The sequence below is a fragment of the Tomitella biformata AHU 1821 genome (assembly GCF_000524475.1).
Classification (GTDB): Bacteria; Actinomycetota; Actinomycetes; order Mycobacteriales; family Mycobacteriaceae; genus Tomitella; species Tomitella biformata.
In genome coordinates this window covers 13,621-33,791 of the sequence record NZ_BAVQ01000038.1, presented here as the reverse complement: position 1 = coordinate 33,791, position 20,171 = coordinate 13,621, and the positions used below count along the sequence as shown (strand labels likewise).

The 20,171-nt window shown below is 69.8% G+C and carries 11 protein-coding genes; 2 read left to right on the top strand and 9 right to left on the bottom strand.

Annotation, left to right across the window (positions count from 1 at the left end):
• Positions 1 to 70: 70 nt before the first annotated feature.
• From TBIF_RS13740 to TBIF_RS13725, 4 genes are all read right to left on the bottom strand, one after another.
• Positions 71 to 3,316 (bottom strand): DEAD/DEAH box helicase, encoded by a 3,246-nt coding sequence (locus tag TBIF_RS13740; protein ID WP_024795369.1) that lies wholly within the window; start codon positions 3,314 to 3,316, stop codon positions 71 to 73.
• Between the two features lie 130 nt (positions 3,317 to 3,446).
• Positions 3,447 to 7,607 (bottom strand): TIGR02680 family protein, encoded by a 4,161-nt coding sequence (locus TBIF_RS13735; RefSeq protein ID WP_024795368.1) that lies wholly within the window; start codon positions 7,605 to 7,607, stop codon positions 3,447 to 3,449.
• Complete coding sequence (locus tag TBIF_RS13730; protein ID WP_024795367.1) at positions 7,604 to 8,989, bottom strand: TIGR02678 family protein; 1,386 nt, start codon at positions 8,987 to 8,989, stop codon at positions 7,604 to 7,606. The genes TBIF_RS13735 and TBIF_RS13730 overlap by 4 nt, the downstream gene beginning before the upstream one ends.
• Positions 8,989 to 10,599, bottom strand: coding sequence for a TIGR02677 family protein (locus TBIF_RS13725; RefSeq protein ID WP_200182854.1), 1,611 nt, complete (start codon positions 10,597 to 10,599; stop codon positions 8,989 to 8,991). Before TBIF_RS13725 ends, TBIF_RS13730 begins: the two co-directional genes overlap by 1 nt.
• A 286-nt stretch (positions 10,600 to 10,885) precedes the next feature.
• Between TBIF_RS13725 and phoH2 the strand changes: the two genes are divergently transcribed.
• Both phoH2 and TBIF_RS13715 read left to right on the top strand, forming a co-directional pair.
• Positions 10,886 to 12,184, top strand: coding sequence for an RNA 5'-3' helicase PhoH2 (gene phoH2 / locus TBIF_RS13720; RefSeq protein WP_024795365.1), 1,299 nt, complete (start codon positions 10,886 to 10,888; stop codon positions 12,182 to 12,184).
• A gap of 311 nt (positions 12,185 to 12,495) precedes the next feature.
• Positions 12,496 to 13,026, top strand: coding sequence for a hypothetical protein (locus TBIF_RS13715; protein WP_038171181.1), 531 nt, complete (start codon positions 12,496 to 12,498; stop codon positions 13,024 to 13,026).
• On the opposite strand, the gene TBIF_RS23605 is transcribed toward TBIF_RS13715, so the two are convergent.
• The 5 genes from TBIF_RS23605 to TBIF_RS13690 form a co-directional block, all read right to left on the bottom strand.
• On the bottom strand, positions 13,023 to 13,703 hold the full coding sequence (locus tag TBIF_RS23605) for a hypothetical protein (RefSeq protein WP_051461541.1): 681 nt from the start codon (positions 13,701 to 13,703) through the stop codon (positions 13,023 to 13,025). The two genes, TBIF_RS13715 and TBIF_RS23605, sit on opposite strands and share 4 nt — an antisense overlap.
• 337 nt (positions 13,704 to 14,040) lie before the next feature.
• Positions 14,041 to 14,184 (bottom strand): hypothetical protein, encoded by a 144-nt coding sequence (locus TBIF_RS25700; RefSeq protein WP_158506346.1) that lies wholly within the window; start codon positions 14,182 to 14,184, stop codon positions 14,041 to 14,043.
• Positions 14,185 to 14,262: 78 nt separating this feature from the next.
• Positions 14,263 to 17,598: a bifunctional lysylphosphatidylglycerol synthetase/lysine--tRNA ligase LysX gene (gene lysX, locus TBIF_RS13700; protein ID WP_024795363.1), complete on the bottom strand. Its 3,336-nt coding sequence runs from the start codon at positions 17,596 to 17,598 to the stop codon at positions 14,263 to 14,265.
• Positions 17,599 to 17,757: 159 nt separating this feature from the next.
• On the bottom strand, positions 17,758 to 18,516 hold the full coding sequence (locus TBIF_RS13695; protein WP_024795362.1) for a 3'(2'),5'-bisphosphate nucleotidase CysQ: 759 nt from the start codon (positions 18,514 to 18,516) through the stop codon (positions 17,758 to 17,760).
• 6 nt (positions 18,517 to 18,522) lie between these two features.
• A complete protein-coding gene (locus tag TBIF_RS13690; protein ID WP_024795361.1) occupies positions 18,523 to 20,151 on the bottom strand; it encodes a serine hydrolase in 1,629 nt (542 codons plus the stop codon).
• Positions 20,152 to 20,171: the final 20 nt, after the last annotated feature.

Genomic DNA, 20,171 nt, shown 5'->3' with positions numbered 1-20,171 from the left:
CTGGCACCGCCGCCACTCGCGACGGCGATGCCACCTGGGCCAGCCCGCACTTGACAAGACCTATAGCCAGCTAGGCCAGGAGCTCGCGGATATCGTCGGCGTTGATCGAGGATGAGAGGGTTCCGCCGTCGTCGAGGACGCTGGAGAACAGCTCGAACTTGCGGGCCTTGAGCGCCATCACCTTGTCCTCGATGGTGTTGCGGGCGATGAGCCGATAGACCATGACGTTGCGGGTCTGGCCGATGCGGTGGGTGCGGTCGATCGCCTGAGCCTCGGTGGCGGGGTTCCACCAGGGGTCCATGATGAAGCAGTAGTCGGCCTCGGTGAGGTTGAGGCCGAAGCCGCCGGACTTGAGGCTGATCAGGAACACGGGCGCCTGGCCGGTTTTGAATGCGGATAGGACGGCGGCACGGTCGCGGGTGCTGCCGTCGAGGTAGCAGTGCTCGATGCCCTCCTCGTCGAGGCGCTCGCGGACCCTGCCGAGGAAGCTGGTGAACTGGCTGAAGACGAGGGCTCGGTGATCGCCCTCGACAACGTCGTGCAGATGCTCGACCAGCGCGTCGATCTTCGCCGACGGCATGCCTTCATGCTCCTGGTCGACGAGGCTGGCATCGAGGCACAGCTGCCGCAAGATGGTCAGCGAGCGCAAGATCGTGAACCGGTTCTTGTCCATATCGTCGATCAGGCCCAGGATCTTCTGCTGCTCGCGCTTGAGCTGGGTGTCGTAGAGCTCGCGGTGGCGCGGGTGCAGATCGACTTCGAGGACCTGCTCCCACTTCTCCGGTAGGTCGGAGACCACCTGCTCCTTGGTGCGGCGCAGGACGAGTGGCCGGATCCGCTGGCGCAGCTGGGCCAACAGCTCGGAGTCCCCGCCCTTCTCGATGGGCACACGGTAGTACTCGGTGAACCGCTTGGGGCTGGGGAACAGGCCGGGGGCGACGAGGGAGAGCAGCGCCCATAGCTCCATCAGGTTGTTCTCCATGGGCGTGCCGGTGATCGCGAGCTTGAACGGCGTGCGGAACAGGCGGGCGCACTGGTAGAGCTTGGACTGGTGGTTCTTCGCGAACTGGGCCTCGTCGAGGATCAGGCTGGACCACTCGAGCTCGTCGTAGGAGTCGAAGTCCAGCCGGAACAGCGTGTAGGAGCTGATGACGATGTCCGCGCCCGCGATGGTCTGTGCGAGGTCCTGGCCGCTCTTGCGGCGTGTCTCGGTGATGGTGACGACCTTCAGGTGCGGCGCGAACTTCGCGACCTCGTCGGCCCAGTTCGGCACGACGGAGGTGGGCGCGAGGATCAGGAAGGGCGGCAGGCCGGGATCACGCTCCATCGCATGGCAGATCATGGCGAGGGTCTGCACGGTCTTGCCCAGGCCCATATCGTCGGCGAGGATGCCGCCGAGCTGGTGCGTCCACAGGAATGCCAGCCACTGGTATCCGGTGAGCTGATAGGGGCGCAGCTCCGCCTGCAGGGACGCGGGGGCCTCGGCGGAGGCGACGGACTCCAAGTCGAGGAGCCCCTGGACCTGTCGCTGCCAGGACGCGGCCTGGTTCTCGACCACGCCCAGGCCGGCGAGCTCCTCCCACAGGCCTGCCTGGAAGCGGCTGATGCGCAGCCCGTCATGCTCCTCGTCTTTGTCCTGCAGCGCCCGGGCCTCCTCGACGAGGTGGCGCAGCGCCTGCAGCTCCGGCTTGTCCAGCGAGATGTACGCGCCGGAGGTCAGCAGCAGGTGCGTTTCGCCTTTGGCGATCGCGGCCAGGATCTCGGGCAGCGGCACATCCTGGCCGTCGACGGTGATGGAGATGCCCAGATCGAACCAGTCGGTGTTGCGCTTGGACGAGGTGGTGGACACACCGATCCGCATCGTGTCCCCGGCCTCGCGGTAGTCCGCGGCAGAGCCGTCGACGACGACCTCCACATCCTCGAGCGTGCGCAGCAGCGGAATGAGCTCTGTGGACACGCGCATCGTGTCCATGCCGGTCAGCGAGACGAAGGGCCGCAGGGCGGTGTGCGGGGAGTGGCGGAGCCCGTACTTCTCGAACGGCACATCGAGGCGGTCGATGATCTGTCGCTCGAGCGACAGATTGCGATAGTGCGCGATGTCCATGGAGTCCAGGGCGCTATGGCGATGCTCGCGGCCGACCGCATAGGACCACTGCCAGCGCAGGTCGAGGCGGTGGGCGTCGGCGTACGACGCGACCAGCTGCAGGGTGGGCCCGGAGATCGCGGGGGGCTGGAATGACTCGTTGGAGGACACGACCGTCGCGGCACGTTGGAGACGGGGCAGGTAGACGTCAGAGAACTGGTCCTGATCCTCAGAGGGGATGGTCAGCGGCTCCCTGTCTACGAGCAGAGAGCGCAGAGCTCGGGGAATGGGTGAGTCCAACCGGGCCAAGGTGATCTCGCCGGTCATGGAGTCGACAGTGAACAGCCCGTGGCTGGGCTCGCCGATGTACCCGACCTCGTCCGCGGTGACGCGGTGGCCGTCGAACATGATGCGGGGATAGATGGACAGCGCATCGGTGTCGTCGGCGTGGACGACGTCTACGGTGAAGTTCGCGGTGGTCGGCCGGGACAACGCGCCGAGCCGTTTCGTCTGGTGCACCAACTCGATGCCGAGCGCGTGGGCCTCCTCGAGGAGCAGCCAGAGCCGGGCGCTGTCGATGAGTGTGAGGTCGATGTCCTTGATGGCCCCGTAGCCGTAGCCATAGCGGGAGTTGGCGCGGGCGCCGGACTCGTACAGCGCGAAGAGTTCGGTCAGGAGCAGCAGGTGCTCAGGGGTGGCGTCCATGTTCGCATTGCGGACGGTGGACCAGGCGAGGTTGTCATTGACCCAGCCGGTCTTGCCAGGTCGGACGATCCGCGCTGTGAGCGGCCAACCGGACACCCCAGTGTGGGCGTCGCGGTTGGAGGCGAGCTGGATGCCGAGGGGGACCTGCGGGGCCTCGACGGCCGCGGGCAGAGCCATATTCAGCACGGCCTGCCACGTGCGCAGCGGCGTGGGCGCCGAGGGGAGGGTGTTGTCGATCGTCACCAGCAGCAGCGCGACGGCGTGCTTGCAGTTCAGTGCCACCGGGCAGGTGCACACACCCATATCGAAGACGAATCCGCTCGGCCCGTCCGTCAGATACACCGACGTGCGGTACGTGACCCCGCCGCTGCCGCGCACCACGCCCTCGACCGTGGGGCTGTCGGACTTCATGTGGTGCTCGAGGACCATGTCCTTCTTCGCGTACTGCTCACCGCGGAAAAACATCGGCGCGCCGACTTTACGCACCAAGACGGCGCGATTCTGCTCGGACGGGATGTTCAGGGACATGGGTACACGGTATCGAGGGGGTCTGACAGGTCTGACAGCAAGGCATCCGACCGGCCGCCCGGAGTTGCCGCAGGGAGTCCATAACAGGGCGGGCTGGCCGGGGCAGGTGTCGCCAAGAATTCACAAGGCGTCATCCCCACAGCTCCGACTGGTCTGGATCGACCTCCTGGGGGGCGACGAGGCTGTCCCGCGCGGGGACCGCGGCGCGCAGCTTGCGCTTGCCGTCCCACTCCCACCTGGTGACGAGCACCGCGGCGACGTCGTCGGTGCGGGAGAGTTGCGCGATCGCGAGCCCGGGCACCTCCGGGTAGCAGCCCCATTCGCGCTCGCTCGTCATCACGACGTCGAGGTCGAAGGCAGCCAACAGCCCCAGGTACTTGGCGCGGGCGTTGTCGTCGACGCCCGCGAAGGCCTCGTCGAGCGTGACCAGGCGTGGCGCGTGCGGGTTGCCGGCGGACCCGTAGTGCGCGGACGCGGCCGCGAACAGGGGCACGCTGGCCGCGAGGACACGCTCGCCGCCAGAAGCGGGGCCCGTCGCTGATCGCCACTGGCCGTTTTGATGGCGCTTGATGACGAAGCGGTTCCACGACCGGTAGTCGAGGGCCTCGGTGAGGTGCTCGAGCCAGGTGCCGGTGGCGTTGCGCAGGCGGACGTCCGCGATCTCCTGCTGGAGGAAGTCGCCGACGGCCGCACGGTCCTCCTCTGACCACAGGTCCGGCAGCTGCCGCAGCTTCTGCTGGGCGGCGGCGAGCCCCGCGGGGCCATCATCGCGCGGCTGCCAGTGCAGGCGCAACCGCATGCCAGTGCTGGTGGGCCGTGAGTCCAGCTCGGCGTTCATGCGGGCGACCTGCCCCTCGGCGCCGGCGATGAGCTCCTGCATGGTGCTGGCGACCTCGTCGACGAGGTGGTTCTCCAGGATGGCGCGCTCACGCTCGCTGAGCAGCCGGTCGCGGTCCCCGTGCTCCGTCTCGAGGGCGGCGGCCAAGTCCAGGACCCCCGTGGGCCGGCCGCGGAAGGTGATCTCGATGCCCAGGACGCCATCGACGGTCGAGATGGCGACGCTGTTGCCCTGCCGGCCCAGCACGTCCGCGAGGCTCTTGTGCTCCTCGGAGACGGCGCGCTCGGCACGGGTGAGGGCGTCCTCGCCCGACGCCGTCTCGGGCAGCGCCGCGTCGATGTGCCTGGCCAGGTCCAGGGCCTGCTCGGACGACCAGCCGCCAGGGGTGTCGGGATCCGGGTGGGCGCCGCCGGGGATGGACACTGCGAGCAGTCCGGACGCGGTGAACCGCCGCAGAGACTCCGCGGCGGCATGCTGGCGCTCGCGGGCCTCCTCAACGCGGTCGGCGAGCTGCACCCGCAGCCCACTCGCCGTGCCCCGCGCCTCGAGGGCGGCCTCATGCTCGGCGGCGGCGGTGGTGGCCGCCTGCCTGTTCGCGGCCAGATCCAGGCCGACCTGCTCGAGCATGTGGTGCAGCTCCTGGACCTCGGCGCCGACGCTCCCGCGCAGCGTGGCCAGGCGCTCCTGCGCGGTGATCGCGCGGAGGCGGGCGACGCCGAGGCGTTCGCCGGCGAGGAGCAGCGCGGCGGCGGACTCCTCCGACTCCTCGCGCCGCTCCGCCAGCTCCGTGAGGGCGCCGTCGCGGCGTTCGAGCTCGGCGGCCAAATCGGACAGGGCTCCGCGGTAGACGCCCAGCGCGTCCCGCAGCTCCTCGACCGAGTTCGTCTCCGCGGGCAGTCCCGTGTCCTCGGCGGCCTCCGCCGCGGCGGTGGTCGCAGCCAGATGGGCCTCGGCGAGCGCGGCGACCTGCGCCGCGGCGACGGTCTTCGACTTGGTCAGCTGGTGCTGGTCCGCCGCGATCGCAGATAGCGCGGAATGTGCTTGCCGCAGTGGGATATCCGTGGGGATGGCGGCGATCTCGGCGGCCAATGCCTGACGCCGTCCGCGCAGCTCTGTGCTGCTCGCGGACAGTGCCTCGAGGGCCGTGGCGATCTCGTCCTGGCGCCGGTGGACCTCGCCGAGGCGGGCCCGCCGGGCGGCCTCGCGCGCACCGCTGCCGATATACGACGCGGACTCCTTGCGCCAGAAGCCGGTGAGGACACCGACGCGGAAGGCGCCGTCGAGACCGACCCAGGTGTGCGCGAGCGCCGAGTCCGCGCCGGGTTGGACGAGCCCGATGGCGTCCAGCACCGCGGTGACGGCCGCGTCGGAGAGCGCCGCGGCCTGCGGGTCGGCGGAATCGATGGCCGGAGTCAGCGCGGTCGATAGGGCGATTCCGACGGTGTCAGACATGGGCGCGAGTGTGATGTCATGGCCGTCGGCACTGGTCAGCCCGCCGTCGGGAGTGATCCACGCGTCGAGGATGCCGGCGGCCTCGAGGGCTGCCTCCAATCCGGCGCGCTGTGCGGGGTCGAGGTCTGCGGCGAAGTCGGTGACCCGCCACAGCGGGGCGCCGGGGCGCGCTGCGCGGGCGGACGCCGAGCGGGTGTGCGGCGCCGCCGGGGACGCGGTCTCGCCGGACTCGAGCCGTGTGGCCTCGGCGCGCAGCCCCGCGTCCTCGTCTCGCAGCGCAGAGGTCTGCCCGGAGATGGCCGCACCGGCGAGCACGAGCTGCTCGTCGGCGGCGGCGTTGGCGGCGGCGATGCGAGCCCCGGCCGGGTTGGGGCCCGCGGCCGAGACGGCCCACAACTCGAGCTCGGCCAGCAGGTCCTCGGGCTGTGGGAGCGCCAGTTCCCGGGCGGCGTGGAGCTGTCGGCGGGTGCCCGCGACGAGATCCGACGCGGTGGTGGCGATGTGCTCGCGTGCGGCAGCGGTCCGGTCGGCGAGCTCGACGGTCCGCGAGTCGACGCCGTCGAGGTCGCGGCGGGCATTCGCCAGGCGCGCGCCCGCCACGTCGGCGGCGCTGAGCAGGTCGCGGACGTGGGCAATGGCGCGGGAGTGGGCGCCGAGGAGCTGCTCGCCCGCCTGCCGCACGTCGCCGCTCAGGTCGGCGTCGACCCGGTGCAGGTGCTGCGCGCCCAGGCCCGCGGTCCCGGCGGCGGCGCGGGCTTGGGCGCGGACGGCCTCGAGCCTTGTGCGGGCACTGTCGAGCCGGTCGGTGACGGCGTCGAGTTGGGCTTGCCTGCGGGTGGCGACCTGCTCCGCGGCGGCGCTCTCCTGCTCGGCCCGCGCAGTCTCGGTGGCCGTGGCGGTGGCCGCCTCGCCGGCGTGCTCGAGCTCTCGGGCGCTGTCCATCACCTCGCTGCCGCGGAGCGTCCGTTCCCGCTCGCTCAGCCCGGCCTGCTCCTGCTCGAGCCGGGCGAGGGCGCTTTTCGCAGCCGCCGCGTCGCGCTCCGCGGCTTTGTGCTTGGCCTGTGCGCGCGCCAAATCCTTTGCGACGGCATCGAATCCGGACTGTGCGCGCTGGGGCTCGTAGGCGCGGCGTTTGGTGACCAACTCCGCGTAGCGGCGGTACCGGCGGAGGAACGACGCGGTGGCGTCGGCGGACTCCTTGAGATCGGACACCTCCTGCCGATCCTCCTCGAGGCTGCGGAAGGCCTCGGCGACGTCGGCGAGGACCGCCTGGTCTAGCGGCGGCAGCGCGTGGGTGAGGGCGGCGGACAAGGCCTTCTCGCTGGGACGCTTGGACAACTGTGGTTGGCGGAGCTGGATCAGCAGGTCCACGAGGGCGCCGTAGCGCTGCTCGCCCAGTCCGAAAAGGGCCTCGTCAACGGCCCGGCGGTAGGCCCCGGCCCGGTCATAGCGCAGTCCGCGCTCGCCCAGCGCGTCGCTGAGCCGGTCCTTCGTCAGTGCGATGCCCGTGTGGTCGACTAGGGACAGATCCTCGCCGATGCGCTGCTGGGTGACGAAGTACCAGGGCGGTGCCATGCCGCGACCGGCGACGGCCTTGAGCCCGGCGCCGATGGTGCGGAACTGCGCGACACCGTCCTCATCGATCCGGCCGAACTCCAGCCACGTGTAGCCGAGCCGCTCGGTGTTCTGGTGCGCGCCGCCGAGCAGCAGGTTCCACTCCATGCGCTTCTTCGGGTCGGCGTCGGGCTCCACCCGGTGCGGGGACAAGTCCGCGTCGAGCAGGAACGGGAGCATCAGCGCGAGCACCTTGGACTTGCCGGTGCCGTTGTTGCCGCGCAGGAGCAGGCGGCCGTCGCGGAACCAAAACTCGTCGCGGTCGTAGTAGAACAGGTCCACCAGGCCGGCGCGCAGCGGTTGCCAGCGGCTGAGCTGCGGCATCGGCAGCGGGGTCGCGTCGGGGGCCACGAGGCTGGCGAGGGAAACAGGGTTGGTGCTGGTCACGAAGTCGAAACTCCCACGCTAGGGTCTTGCACACTGGGATCATGAACGCTGGGGTCTTGAACGCTGGGGTCCTGGGGGTCCGGCAGGCCGGTGACGGTGGGCTCGGCCAGGGCGAACCGGGCAATCGCCGGGCGCAGGCGGACCGCGTCGAGGTCGCTCTCGCGGACAATCAGCCGGAGGGCCTCCAGCCGGTCCAGGACCGTGCCGAGGAGCTCCTCCTGACCGGCAGGCTCGGCGGAGTCCTTGCGCCACAGGTGCTGCGAGACAAACATCAGCGCCTGCGCCCGCAGCCACTCGCGGAGCTCGTCTACGGGGACGACGGCGCTACCTGAGGACGCGAGGAAGTCGGCGACCAACAGCGTGGCGTGGCCGGTGGTGCCGGTCTCCGGCATGCGGACGTCGGTGAGCTCGTCGTGGGGGTCGACCATCGCGACCCCCTCGCGGCGCGCCTCCGCGACCAGGCCGGTGAACTCGGCGATGCGGCGGGTTATGGCGATGCGGTGGCGGACCAGATACTCGCGCTCGTCCGCAGCCAGCTCGTCGTAGTAGAGGACCGGCTCGTCCAGGAGCCGACGGGTCAGCCGGCGTCGAAGCTGCCGCTCGTGGTGCTCGTCGGTGGCGGCGCGCGGGGGCGCGGTCAGCAGGGCGAGCCGCTCGCCATTGTCGGCCGCCGCCACGGTGGAGGGGCCGCGGTCGGTGGCGAGCAGCGCGGACAGCACCCGACGCTGGACGTCGTAGAGGACGTCGCCGGTGTGGTCCACGAACGAGTCCTCCTCGCCCGCCACCCGGGAGAGCGCCCCGTACTCGATGAGCCGGCGAACCACGGCCACCAGGTCGGAGCGCTCGTCCCGGTGCTCGAGGGTGAAGGCGATGCCCGCGGCGGCGAGCTCCGGGTCGGCGGCGCCCAACACCACCTGCTCGGCCAGCCGACCGAGTGTGATCTGTGTGTCCGCGCGCGAGAGCGCGGCCAACGACAGACAGAACAGGACGTATCGGCGCCGCGTGAAAGCAGTCTTGCTGCGGGCGTCGACGGCGGGGTGGGTGTGCTCGCCGGAGACCGACTGCCGCGACTCGACCGTCTTGACCAGGCGGGCCAGCTCCGTGTCCACGAGTAGCGACCAACCGGTGTTCGCGCGGTGCCAATCGCGTAGGTACTGGGCGTGCCGCCGCACCATCGCGAAGGTCTCAGCGTCGTGGTCGGGGATGTCCCTGCCTGGGATGTCTCTGCCTGGGAGGTCCCGCCTTGAGACGTCCTGCCCGGCGGCGTGCAGGAGCGGGCGTAGCAGCAGCGCGCGGGCGGCCCGCATCCGCTCCGCGTCGCGCGTGGCGGCCAGGGCATTCGTCAGCGCCCCGCTCGTGCCGGGGCTGGGCGGGCGGCTCATCAGGCGGTCCTCTCCGACACCGACGCCAGGTCGGTGATCTGCACCAGGTGGTCCGGGCCGCTGAACACCCCGTGCGGGGTCTCGATATGGGCCCGTCCCGAATCGCCGGCGGGTAGCTCGGCCAGGCTGATCGCCATGGAGCCGTCCGAGGTGCTGGTCTCGACGCGAGTGGCGCCGGCCGCCTTGCTGGCCAATGCGTCGCCGAGGAGTCCGAGGAACAACCGGAACTCGGGCGGGTCCAGCCGGCCGATATCGGAGAGCCGGATCGGGCCGTCCGTGGCCAGGCGGGCGCGGGCAGCGGCGACCTCGGCGGCCTCGCGGGTGGCGCGCTCGGCCAGGTAGCGGCGCTCGGAGGTGCGATCCTGTACCCGGTTCGGCTTGCCGCGCCGCTCGTAGCTCCCGGTGCGGCGCAGGCGTGGGCTGATCAGCAAGGGCGGGGCCGAGGCCCAGGACATGCCCGCGTCGACGGGATCCTCGTCCCGCGCGTCGAGGGTTTCCATGTCGATCGTCAGGTGGCGGCTGGGGGACAACCCGAACGCCCCGCGCCAGAGCCGGTGCATCGAGGCGTCGTCGGTCGCCTGCGCGAACCACAGCGCCAGCGTGCGGAAGTCGGCGGCGCGGTCCGAGCGGCCGGAGCGGCGCTCATTGAGTGCGGCGACCACCTGCAGCAGCCGCGGGACCGCAGCCCGGGCCTGCGCGCGCAGTTGCGCGGCCTGGCTGGACTGGTGGGGGGTGCCCACGAACCACGCGCGGATGCCCTGCCACCGGTCCTGCCACAGCAGGTGGCTGTGCAAGAGCTCCGCGGCGGCGTCGGCGGCGGTCGGCGTGGGATGCGCGGGATCCGGGGCGACGTCCTGGGACTCGCGGGCGGCGGCGATCTCGAGCAGCCGGCCGACGCCCACGGCCTCCAGGTCCTCGATGAGCCGGGCGATCTCCCCGCCGGTGCCCAGCAGGTCCTTGATGAAGCGCTGCAGGTACTCGATCAGCCGGTCCTTATAGGCGACGAACGCGTCGGCGGCGCCGTCTTGGAGGTCGATGGTGCGGGCCAGCGCCCCCATGAAGGCCTGTGCGTTGGCGGCGAGATCCTGGAAGCGTTGGGCGAGCACGACGAGCGCCGGATACGCCTTGGCCGGATCGGGATCCGCGGCGCGCGCGAGCTCGAGGAGGATCCGCAGCTGCTCGGCGATGTCGATCAGCGCGACGGACTGCAGCGCACCGCGCCGGCCCAGCGCCCCGTCATAGGTGTCGAGCGCCTCCTCTGCGGCCTCCCCATGTGGGCTCAGCTGGTACAGATAGCGGGCGCGGCGAAAGTCCTCGACGGTGGTGACGCGGCTGGTGTCGGGGTCCGAGCGCAGATTGCCCCAGCCCTCAAGCGCCACCAGCGCGTCGTTGACAGTGGTGGGCTCGGGCGCCAGACCGCTGGACTCGAAGATGGCCTCACGAACGTCCTCCGGCCGCAGGTGCACGGTGAACCGCCTCTTGGCCTGCACGAACGCGCCCATGATCTGGCGGTAGGTCGCTGCATTCTGGGCCTGCAGGTGGGCGAACGGCCGTGGGGCGGCGTCGGGCAGGGCTGTTGCGTCGGGGAGTGGGTCCGAGCTGTCCTGCACAGACGTCTCCTCAGAGGTTTGGGGGCGGGTTGATGGCAGCGTCAAGGATACGTCGATTCCGCGGTGGGTTCTCCCACGCCAGCCCTGGCCGGACACCTGGTCGGCGAAAGCCGTTCAGCAACTCTTCATGTTACGGATCCGTGTTGGTCCTGACCTGGGTGGGCGCGCCGCCGTACCGTCGAAGCCAGCGGGCAGTGGGGAAGCTGCCCGTCCGGGAATCCCGATAGGGATGACCGGCCCGATAACCGAGGTTCGCCCGGCGGCCGGGCGGACGTAGGAGTCCGCAATGGCTACTCGCACGTATGTCCTGGACACATCCGTCTTGCTGTCAGACCCCTGGGCGGTGACGCGCTTCGCCGAGCACCAGGTGGTGCTGCCCCTGGTCGTGATCGGGGAATTGGAGGGCAAGCGGCACCATCACGAGCTCGGCTGGTTCGCACGTGAGGCGTTGCGCATGCTCGACGATCTGCGAATCGAGCACGGCAGGCTGGACCTGCCCATCCCGATCGGGGATGACGGCGGCACCATGCGCGTCGAGCTCAACCACACCGACCAGGGCGTGCTGCCCGCAGGCTTTCGCACCGATGGCAACGACGCGCGGATCCTGGCCTGTGCGCTGAACCTGCAGGCGGAGGGCAAGGCCGTCACCCTCGTTACCAAGGACACGCCGTTGCGGGTGAAGGCCGGCGCGGTGGGCCTGCCTGCCGACGAGTACCACGCGCAGGATGTCGCCGTCTCCGGCTGGACCGGCATGGCGGAGCTGGAGGCGCCCGTGCAGCAGATCGACAGGCTCTTCGCCGAGGGCGTCGCGGACATCGACGCGGCACGAGAGCTGCCCTGCCACACCGGGGTTCGGATCCTCGCCGGGACCTCCAGCGCGCTGGGGCGCGTGACGGCCGACAAGCTGGTGCAGGTGGTGCGCGGAGACCGGGAGGCGTTCGGCTTGCGCGGGCGCTCCGCCGAGCAGCGGGTGGCGTTGGACCTGCTGCTCGACGAGAGCGTCGGCATCGTCTCGCTCGGCGGCCGCGCCGGCACCGGCAAGTCCGCGCTGGCGCTGTGCGCGGGCCTGGAGGCCGTGCTGGAGCGGCGCAGCCACCGCAAGGTCGTCGTGTTCCGCCCGCTCTATGCCGTCGGCGGGCAGGAGCTCGGCTACCTGCCCGGCAGCGAGTCCGAGAAAATGGGGCCCTGGGCGCAGGCCGTGTTCGACACTCTCGAGGGCCTCGCCGAGCCGTCGACCATTGAGGAGATCGTCGCCCGCGGGATGCTCGAGGTGCTGCCGCTGACCCACATCCGCGGCAGATCCCTGCACGACTCGTTCGTCATTGTCGACGAGGCACAGTCCCTCGAGCGCAACGTCCTGCTGACGGTGCTCTCGCGCCTGGGCTCCGGCTCGCGGGTGGTCCTCACCCATGATGTGGCGCAGCGCGACAACCTCCGCGTAGGCCGGCATGACGGCGTCTCCGCGGTGATCGAGAAGCTCAAGGGGCACCCGCTGTTCGCGCACATCACCCTGCACCGCAGCGAGCGTTCCGCCATCGCCGAGCTGGTCACCGACATGCTGGAGGAGTTCACGCCCCGCGCGTAGGAATTACTATTTAATTCCGCGCGCTAACGGTATTGAATTCGATTCCTGGAGTGTCGGATAATTGAACTAACGGCAATGGAATTTGGGGCATGACTACCGTGTTCGATTGTGATAATCGGGTTTGGTAGTGGCATTATGTCGATCGTTTGACGGACTTGTGCGCACAGTTCGGCATTGCGAGAATAGTCGAGTGCAGTGGCTGGGGATATGAATATGGCCCCCGAAGGAATCGGGAGTGGAACCCGATAAACAGAGCGCTTGATATTTAAGTATTGCCGAAATGGGGAAGAATGATGGAGCACAAGACACGAGTGGGAACTCGCACCCGTCGACGGATCGCCGGCATCGCCGCGCTGGGCAGCGCCTCCAACGCGCTGGGCAGCGCCTCTAACGCCGGCGCGCTGGGCAGCGCCATGATCCCGGAGGGCTTCGTCGAGGGCGTCATCGGCGACATCGTGGTCAACGGACCGCCCACCGATATCGGCGGCCTGATCAACTTCGGCACGAATGTTCTCAACGGGACCGGGAGTCTGGCGCCCACTCAGCCGTGCTCGGCGACAACCATCTCTGGTGGCGCGGGCACGACCATCACCAACCACGACCTCGGCAGGGCCGGCCCGACGCGGTTCTACCTACGCTACGAGACGATCAACGTCCCCGACCAGATTGAGGTGCTCTACCAAGGCCGCATCATTGCGAACACCGGCTATGTCGGCGACAACCTCAACCAGGGGACCGGCGGCATCTGGGTCGACGTCCCGGCCGGCGCGTCGTCATCCGTGATGGTCCGTGTCACCGGACCGCAGGGCACCGAGTGGAACTACACCGTCAACTGCCCCTAGCTAAAAGGACAACCGGCCCCATCCGCAGCGTGCGGATGGGGCCGAGTGCCGTTCAGGGCCGCGGTCAGGGGTCCTGGCGGTGGATTGCCATCGTCGTCTCGGTGACGTCCACGCCCAGTGAACGACCACGCGTCGTCGCGGATCATCTTGTGCCAGTATCCGTTTTGGCCGTCCTGGCGGCCCTCGACGTGGAGCTCGCGCGCGTCGGAGCCCGCACCGGTGGGCTCGATGGAGATCTGCGAGGTGATCTCGCCGGGGATCTTCGGCTGGTGCTCCCACGACGGGGCGGGCAGCTGGATCTTCGCGATGCCGGATTCGAGGAGGCCGCTGAACTGGTTGTCGGGCGCTCGAAGTCCGCTCTGGTCGGCCCACGAATACTGGAAGAACAACGTGTCGGCGCCGGCGATGTCGAAGTCGAACAGGCGGGTGTACATGTCGCCGTACTCGTTCATCACGAACGTGGTGGACGCCGCGGCGGACAGCGACTGCGCTTGGAACCGGCCGCCCAGGGGGGCGCCGATCTCATAGCTGTGATCGTTGGGCAGCCACGGGTCGAGGTAGACGATTCGGCTGCCGTCGTCGACGAGCACCACGGTCATCGTGCACTTGGCATTGCCCACGAACTGCTGATGGCCTGCGGTGTCGGTGAAGGTGCGCTGCTCCTGGGGGGAGTGCACCGAGGCCGCCCAATCCCATGCCCGTCCGGCATCTGCTGCCCGCGGTCGAGCCAGAGCGGGGCGCCGAACGAGGATGTCCAGTTCCACATCCAGGGCGGGTGCAGCACGTTGTCCATCGTGTACAGCCAGCCTTCGCCGTCTATGGCGGTCATCTCATCGTCGTCGACGGAGATACTGGTCAGGATTCCGTTCAGGCAGTGCGGGAGGGGCACGAGCCGCCACGGTCCCGGGTCCTCCCGGGGACGTGTGTGCAGTTCACAGGCGGTTGAAGGTGGTCGTCGCGGTGCGCAGGTCCACGCGCCCGGGCAGGCCGGTCTGGTCGGCGACGGGGAACGTGTCAAAGCCCGAGCGGGACGCAGGCTGCCGGTCCGGCGCCGGGGGCCAGGATTCCGAGCGACACGGCTCCGGTGTAGTCCGAGGCGGGATCGGCCAAGGCCGGGGTGGCTGACACCGCGAGCATGGCGCCAGCCAGTGCGATCATGGTTGCGCTCCGTCGTATCCGCATTACCTGAAACCCTTTCCCAGCCAACGATTCTGTCGCGGCCACCGTAGTCGGGCGCTACCGGGGCTTGGCCAGCGGGAATGGCAGCGTCTCACGGATGCTCATGCCGGTGATGAGCATGACCACACGGTCCACTCCCATGCCGAGGCCCCCAGTGGGCGGCATGCCGTGCTCGAGCGCGCGCAGGAAATCCTCGTCGAGCTCCATGGCCTCCGGGTCCCCGTCCGCGGCCAGCAGCGACTGCGCGGTGAGCCGCTCGCGCTGATCCAGTGGGTCGGTCAGCTCGCTGTACGCGGTGCCGAGCTCCACGCCGTAGGCCACCAGATCCCAGCGCTCCGCGACGCCAGCACGCAGCCGGTGCGGCCGGGTCAGCGGCGAGACCGAGGTGGGAAAGTCGGTGTAGAAGGTGGGCTCCTGGGTGGCGTCCTCCACCAGGTGCTCGTATAGCTCCAGCGCCACCGCGCCCGCGTCCCACGCGGGCTGCCACGGGACTTTCGCGGCGTCGGCGTAGCGGCGCAACTCCTTGAGCCCGGTCTCGGGTCCGATGTCTTCGCCGAGTGCCCGGGCGACGGCGTCGTGCAGGGTGATCACCGGCCACTTACCGGAGATGTCCACGGGCTCAAGGCCCCCAGAGGGGCCAGGCCGCATGATCACGCAGCTGCCGTTGGCGGCGATGGCCGCGCCCTGGATCAGCGCGCGGCAGGTGTCCATCATGCGCAGGTAGTCGCTGTGCGCCTCGTAGGCCTCGAGGATGGTGAACTCCGGATTGTGGCTGTAGTCCACGCCCTCGTTGCGGAACGTGCGGCCCAGCTCGAAGACCTTGTCCATGCCGCCGACGCAGAGTCTCTTGAGATACAGCTCTGGGGCGATTCGCAGGTACAGATCCAGGTCGTAGGCGTTGATGTGGGTGGTGAACGGGCGGGCGTTGGCGCCGCCGTGCACCTGCTGCAGGATGGGCGTCTCCACCTCGAGGAAGCCCTGCCGGTGCAGCGAGTCGCGCAGCGAGTGCAGGACGGCGCTGCGGGCAGTGGCGATGGCGCGGGCCTCCGGGTTGATGGCCAGGTCCACGTACCGGTTGCGCACGCGCGCCTCGGGGTCGGTGAGCCCGCGCCATTTGTCGGGGAGCGGGTGCAGGCATTTCGCGTTCATCCGCCACTCGCGGACCAGCAGCGAGAGCTCGCCGGAGTTGCTGGCCCCGATGCGGCCGGAGACCTCGACGAGGTCGCCGAGGTCCACCCTCGATGTGAACTGCGTGAGGGCCTCGGCACCCATGCCGGAGACATCGGCGAGGATTTGGATATCCCCAGACCAGTCCCGCAGCAGCGCGAACACGACGCCGCCGTGATCGCGGAGCCGCAGCAACCGGCCGGACACGCGGACCGTGGTGCCGGCGACGACCACCAGCGCCTCGGCGATGGTGTGGGTGGGCTGCTGGGCGACGGGATACGGGTCGACGCCGTCGTGGATGAGCCGCTGCGCCTTCGCGATTCGGACGCGCACCTGGTCGGGGCGTCGTGGCCCGGGTCGGGATTCGACAGATTGGGACGCCGCCAGCTCGGCGGGCAGGTCTGGCCCGGTGCCGTCGGTGTGCAGGAGCTCGGTGGATTGGACCAGCGCGGGCACGGAGGAGTGTTGACCGGTGTGCCCCGAGGCGCGGCGGCTGAGCCGGGGCACGGAGATGAAGCCCTCGGCGATGCCGGAGGCGATGCTGATGCGCGGCAGCAGCCGGTTGTCCGCGAAGCAGAGGTAGCGCGGCTCCCACTGCGGTTGGTACTTCACGTTGGAGCGGTACAGGGACTCGAGCTGCCACCATCGTGAGAAGAACAGCAGCAGGCGCCGCCACGCCCGCAGTATGGGGCCCGCGCCGATCCGCGCCCCCTCCTCGAAGACAGACCTGAAGACGGCAAAGTTCAGCGAGATCCGTTGGATGCCAAGGTGTTCTGACTCCTCGGCCAGCTCGGCGGTCATGAACTCGACGACGCCGTTCGGCGACTTCGGATCTCGGCGCATTAGGTCCAGTGAGACTCCGGTGCGACCCCAGGGGACGAAGGACAGCATTGCGGCGACGACGGGCTCGGCGCCTGGCTCCGGCGGGATGAGGGTCTCCACCAGTAGGCAATCGCCATCGGCGGGATCGCCCAGCCGGCCCAGCGCCATAGAGAAGCCGCGCTCGGTCTCCGCGCCGCGCCACGCGTCGGCAAGCCTGGTCACCTCGGCCATCTCAGCGGGCTCGATGTCACGGTGCCGGCGGATACGGACCAGTGCGCCGGACCGCTTGATGCGGGTGACCGCTTGGCGGACCGGACGCATCTCGCGGCCGGCGAGGCTGAAGGTGCGGGTGTGGAGGATGGCCTCGTCGCCGAGCTCGAGCGCGGTGAGCCCGTACTTGTCGTACGCTGTGGCCCCGCTGGAGCTGGCGCCCATGACTGCCGGGGTCCAGCCGTACTCGGCGGCTTGCGCGAGCCAGGCCTCGATCGCGGCGGGCCAGGCGGCCGGCTCGCCGATCGGGTCCCCGCTGGCCAGGCACACGCCCACTTCCACCCGATAGGTGACCGCAGCCCGCCCGCTCTCGGCGAAGACCACGGCCTTGTCCCGCCTGGTGGCGAAGTAGCCGAGGGAGTCCTCGGCGCTGTACCGGGCCAGGAGTCCGCGTAGCAGGGACTCGTCGTCGCCGGTGAGCGCGTTGTCCGCGCGCTGGGAGCGGAACAGGGTGACGGCCGCGGCGATGACCGCGAGGGCGCCGAACAGCCCGAGGACGGTGTTGACCGGTCCGTGGGTGTGGCCAATGAAATTATTGTCGTCCGCGTTCGAGAACAGCACCACCCGGTTCGCGGCCCAGGCGAGATGGTCGCCCTGTTCCAGGGTCCCGGGAAACAGGGCCACCAGGCCCCAGCCGGCCAAGGTGCCCAGCGCGAGCCCGCCGATAAGCACCGCGAGGGCCCGACGCCCAGAACCGCGCCGCACGCGGGTGGGGAACTGCCGTTTCGCGACGATGAGCAGCGCGATCACGAACACATGGACCGCGAGCGCGACGGCGGCGTTCGCGTTGTCCGGATCGGCGACCAGCTCGCTGATATTCGCCACCAGGAACAACGCCAGGTAGATCACCAGCAGCCACCAGCCGATGCGCTTGCGCGCGGCGACGGCGGCGGCGAGCAGCGCGAGCACCACGGCCCAGGCGAGGCTGGTGTCCGGCATATCGAAGTAGTACTGGTCCATGAACCCACGGGCACCATGGGTCAGGTGCCGCAAGGCCGGGAAAATGCTCGTCAAGAACGCGGCTGTCGAGAACAGGGCCAGGACAAGCCCGGCAACGTGCGGCACCTGGCCCCGCCACCGGTCGAACGTGCTGTGCTTCTCGGTCGTGCTGTGCTTGTCGGGCTTCACCGGCATCGCCTACTCCCTGTCCCACCAGATCATGCAACGTGCGAACCAAGGATGTCGCATGATCTGCGAAATTGTGTGCAGGGGGCCCCGCCGCGCCGCTACCGGGCGGACTCTTGGGCGCGGCCGAAAGCTGGTGGGCACCACCACATTGGGTGCCGACACAGGTTACCGGTTGACGATCGCCAGGACCTCGGCCGCCACATCCCGCCGGCAGATCAGCAGGTCCGGGAGCCACGGATCGTCGTGGTTGTACCGCAGCGGCGATCCGTCGATGCGGGAGGTATGCAGGCCGGCGGCGGCGGCAACGGCGACTGGCGCCGCCGAGTCCCACTCGTACATCCCGCCGGAGTGCGCGTAGATGTCGACGTCCCCGCGCACGACGGCCATCGCCTTCGCGCCGGCCGAGCCCATGCGCACGATCTCCGCACCGAGGCCGTCCGCGATCACCGCGGCCACGGTGGAGCGGCGCGAGCGGCTGACCGCGATCTTCAACCGGCCGGTGTCGCCGAACATCGGGGGCGTGACGGTGCCGCTGCCATAGGTGATGCCGAGCGAGGGGATCGCGACGGCGCCGAGCACCGCAATGTGGTCGATCACCAGCGCGATGTGCACGCCCCAGTCGCCGCGCTCAGCAAATCCGTACTCGTTGGTCCCATCGAGCGGGTCGACGATCCAGGTGCGCGCGGCGCGGAGCCGGCTCTTCTCGTCGACGCCCTCCTCCGATAGCACTGCGTCATCCGGAAAATGCTTGTCCAACAAGGCCATGATGTGCTCGTGGGCACGTCGATCGCCCTCATCCCGCAACTCGTCCGGATCCTGGATGCTCGCATCCAGCCGCAGGTCGAGGAGCAGTTTCCCGGCACTGGTGGCGATCTTGGCCGCGAGGGCCGCGTCAGCGATGAGATCGAAATCCGTGGTGGTCATAGCACCTCAATTCTTAGAGAACGTGCCGAGGCCGTTCTGGTCAAGGTACTCGATCTGCATGACGCCATCGGCGAAAACGACCCGTGAGATCGATGCCGGGGGCGCGGCGCCAGCGGGCGGCGTCATCGTGAACGTGCCGCCGTCCCAGTGGGTGAGCGGGAATGTGGCCCCGTCCGGCCCGAGGGTCAGGATCAGGGAGTCGTTGCTGGTGGTGACGGTGGCAGGGCCGAAGAAGTCGTTCTTGTAGACGCCGTCGTAGCTGGTCAGCGCGGCGGTCGGAGTGGGTTTGGCCGGCGGTGTGGCACCCGCCAGCGTGCCGGTGGCAGCGCCCGCCGCGGCCGCTGTGGCCTCCTTAGCCAGCGCCGGCCAGTCCTGGGTCTGCGCGCCGGTCTGCACGAGGTCGGCAAACTGCGCGGTGAGCGCCGCCGGCACCCAGGAGTCCGACGCATTGCTCAGCACCACGATGCCGACATCTGCGGACGGGATCAGGGTGAACGCGGCAGCAGCGCTTGGTGCGGACAGCTGCACCCGGCCAGCGGCGGAGGTGGAGATGTCGAAGCCGAAACCGTGGCTTGCGGCGCGTGCGTCGGCCGTCGCGGGCGGGTCCGGCACCGACTGCGGGGACAACGCCGGCAACAGGTCCTCGGCCGGGATCAGCTGGGCGCCCGCAGCGGATCCGCCGTCCAGGACCATGGCCATCCAGCGGCCCATGTCCGCGGCGCTCGAGCTCACGCCGGCGGCGGGGGAGAGCGCGTCCGGCTCGACCGCGTCGGGTACGACGGTGAAGGCTCCGTCCTGCTCCACATGCGTGACGGCCCGGTCCGCCCGGGCACGGTAGTCGCTGTCGCGGGAGCTGGTGGCGCGCATGCCGAGTGGCTCGTAGAGCAGCCGCTGGGACAGGGAGGCCCAATCGGTGCCCGCCGCCTGTGCGACGGCCTCGCCGGCGGCGGTGACACCAATGGCACTCGGAACCGAGGTCGCGCGAAAGGGCGTAAGCGGCAGATAGCGCAGCCGCTCGAGCTGCTGCTGGCGGTCGAAGCCGAGGCTCGCCGCGAGCTCGCCCGTGTGCGCGGGGAGGCCGGAGCGCTGCGCGAACAGATCGCCGAGGGTGACGTGGTCGCTGACATAGCTGTCCGCCAACGTGAACGTGGGCAGCAGCTGGCGGACCGGGGTATCCCACGACAGGTCCTGCTCGCCGAGCTGCCGCGCGACGACGGTGGCGGCGAGCGCCTGCGACGCCGCCCCGAGCGGAAACACGGTGTCGGCGTCCACCGGGGTCTTGGTCGCAACGTCGCCGACGCCGAAGCCCTTGGCGTAGACCGTCTTTCCGTCGCGCACCACCGCGACGGACAGACCCGGCGCCTGCGAGGAGTCCAGCAGGCCAGTCGCGAGCGAGTCCAACTGCGCGACAGCGGCATCGATCTGCCCGTCGGGGATCGGCACAGCGGAGGCCTGCTCAGGGGACGGCTTCGTCGGCTCCGGCGCGGGTGCCTCGGCGGTTGGGGTCTCCAGGCCGGGGATCGGCTGGGGCACTGTGGTGCACGCGGAGAGGGATATCGCGGCGGCGAGGGCCACCCCGACCGCGCTGAGAGCCGGCGCCCCAGCGCGACCGAACCGGCGGCGGGTGCCGGTCAAGACTGCTGCATCGGGGTCGA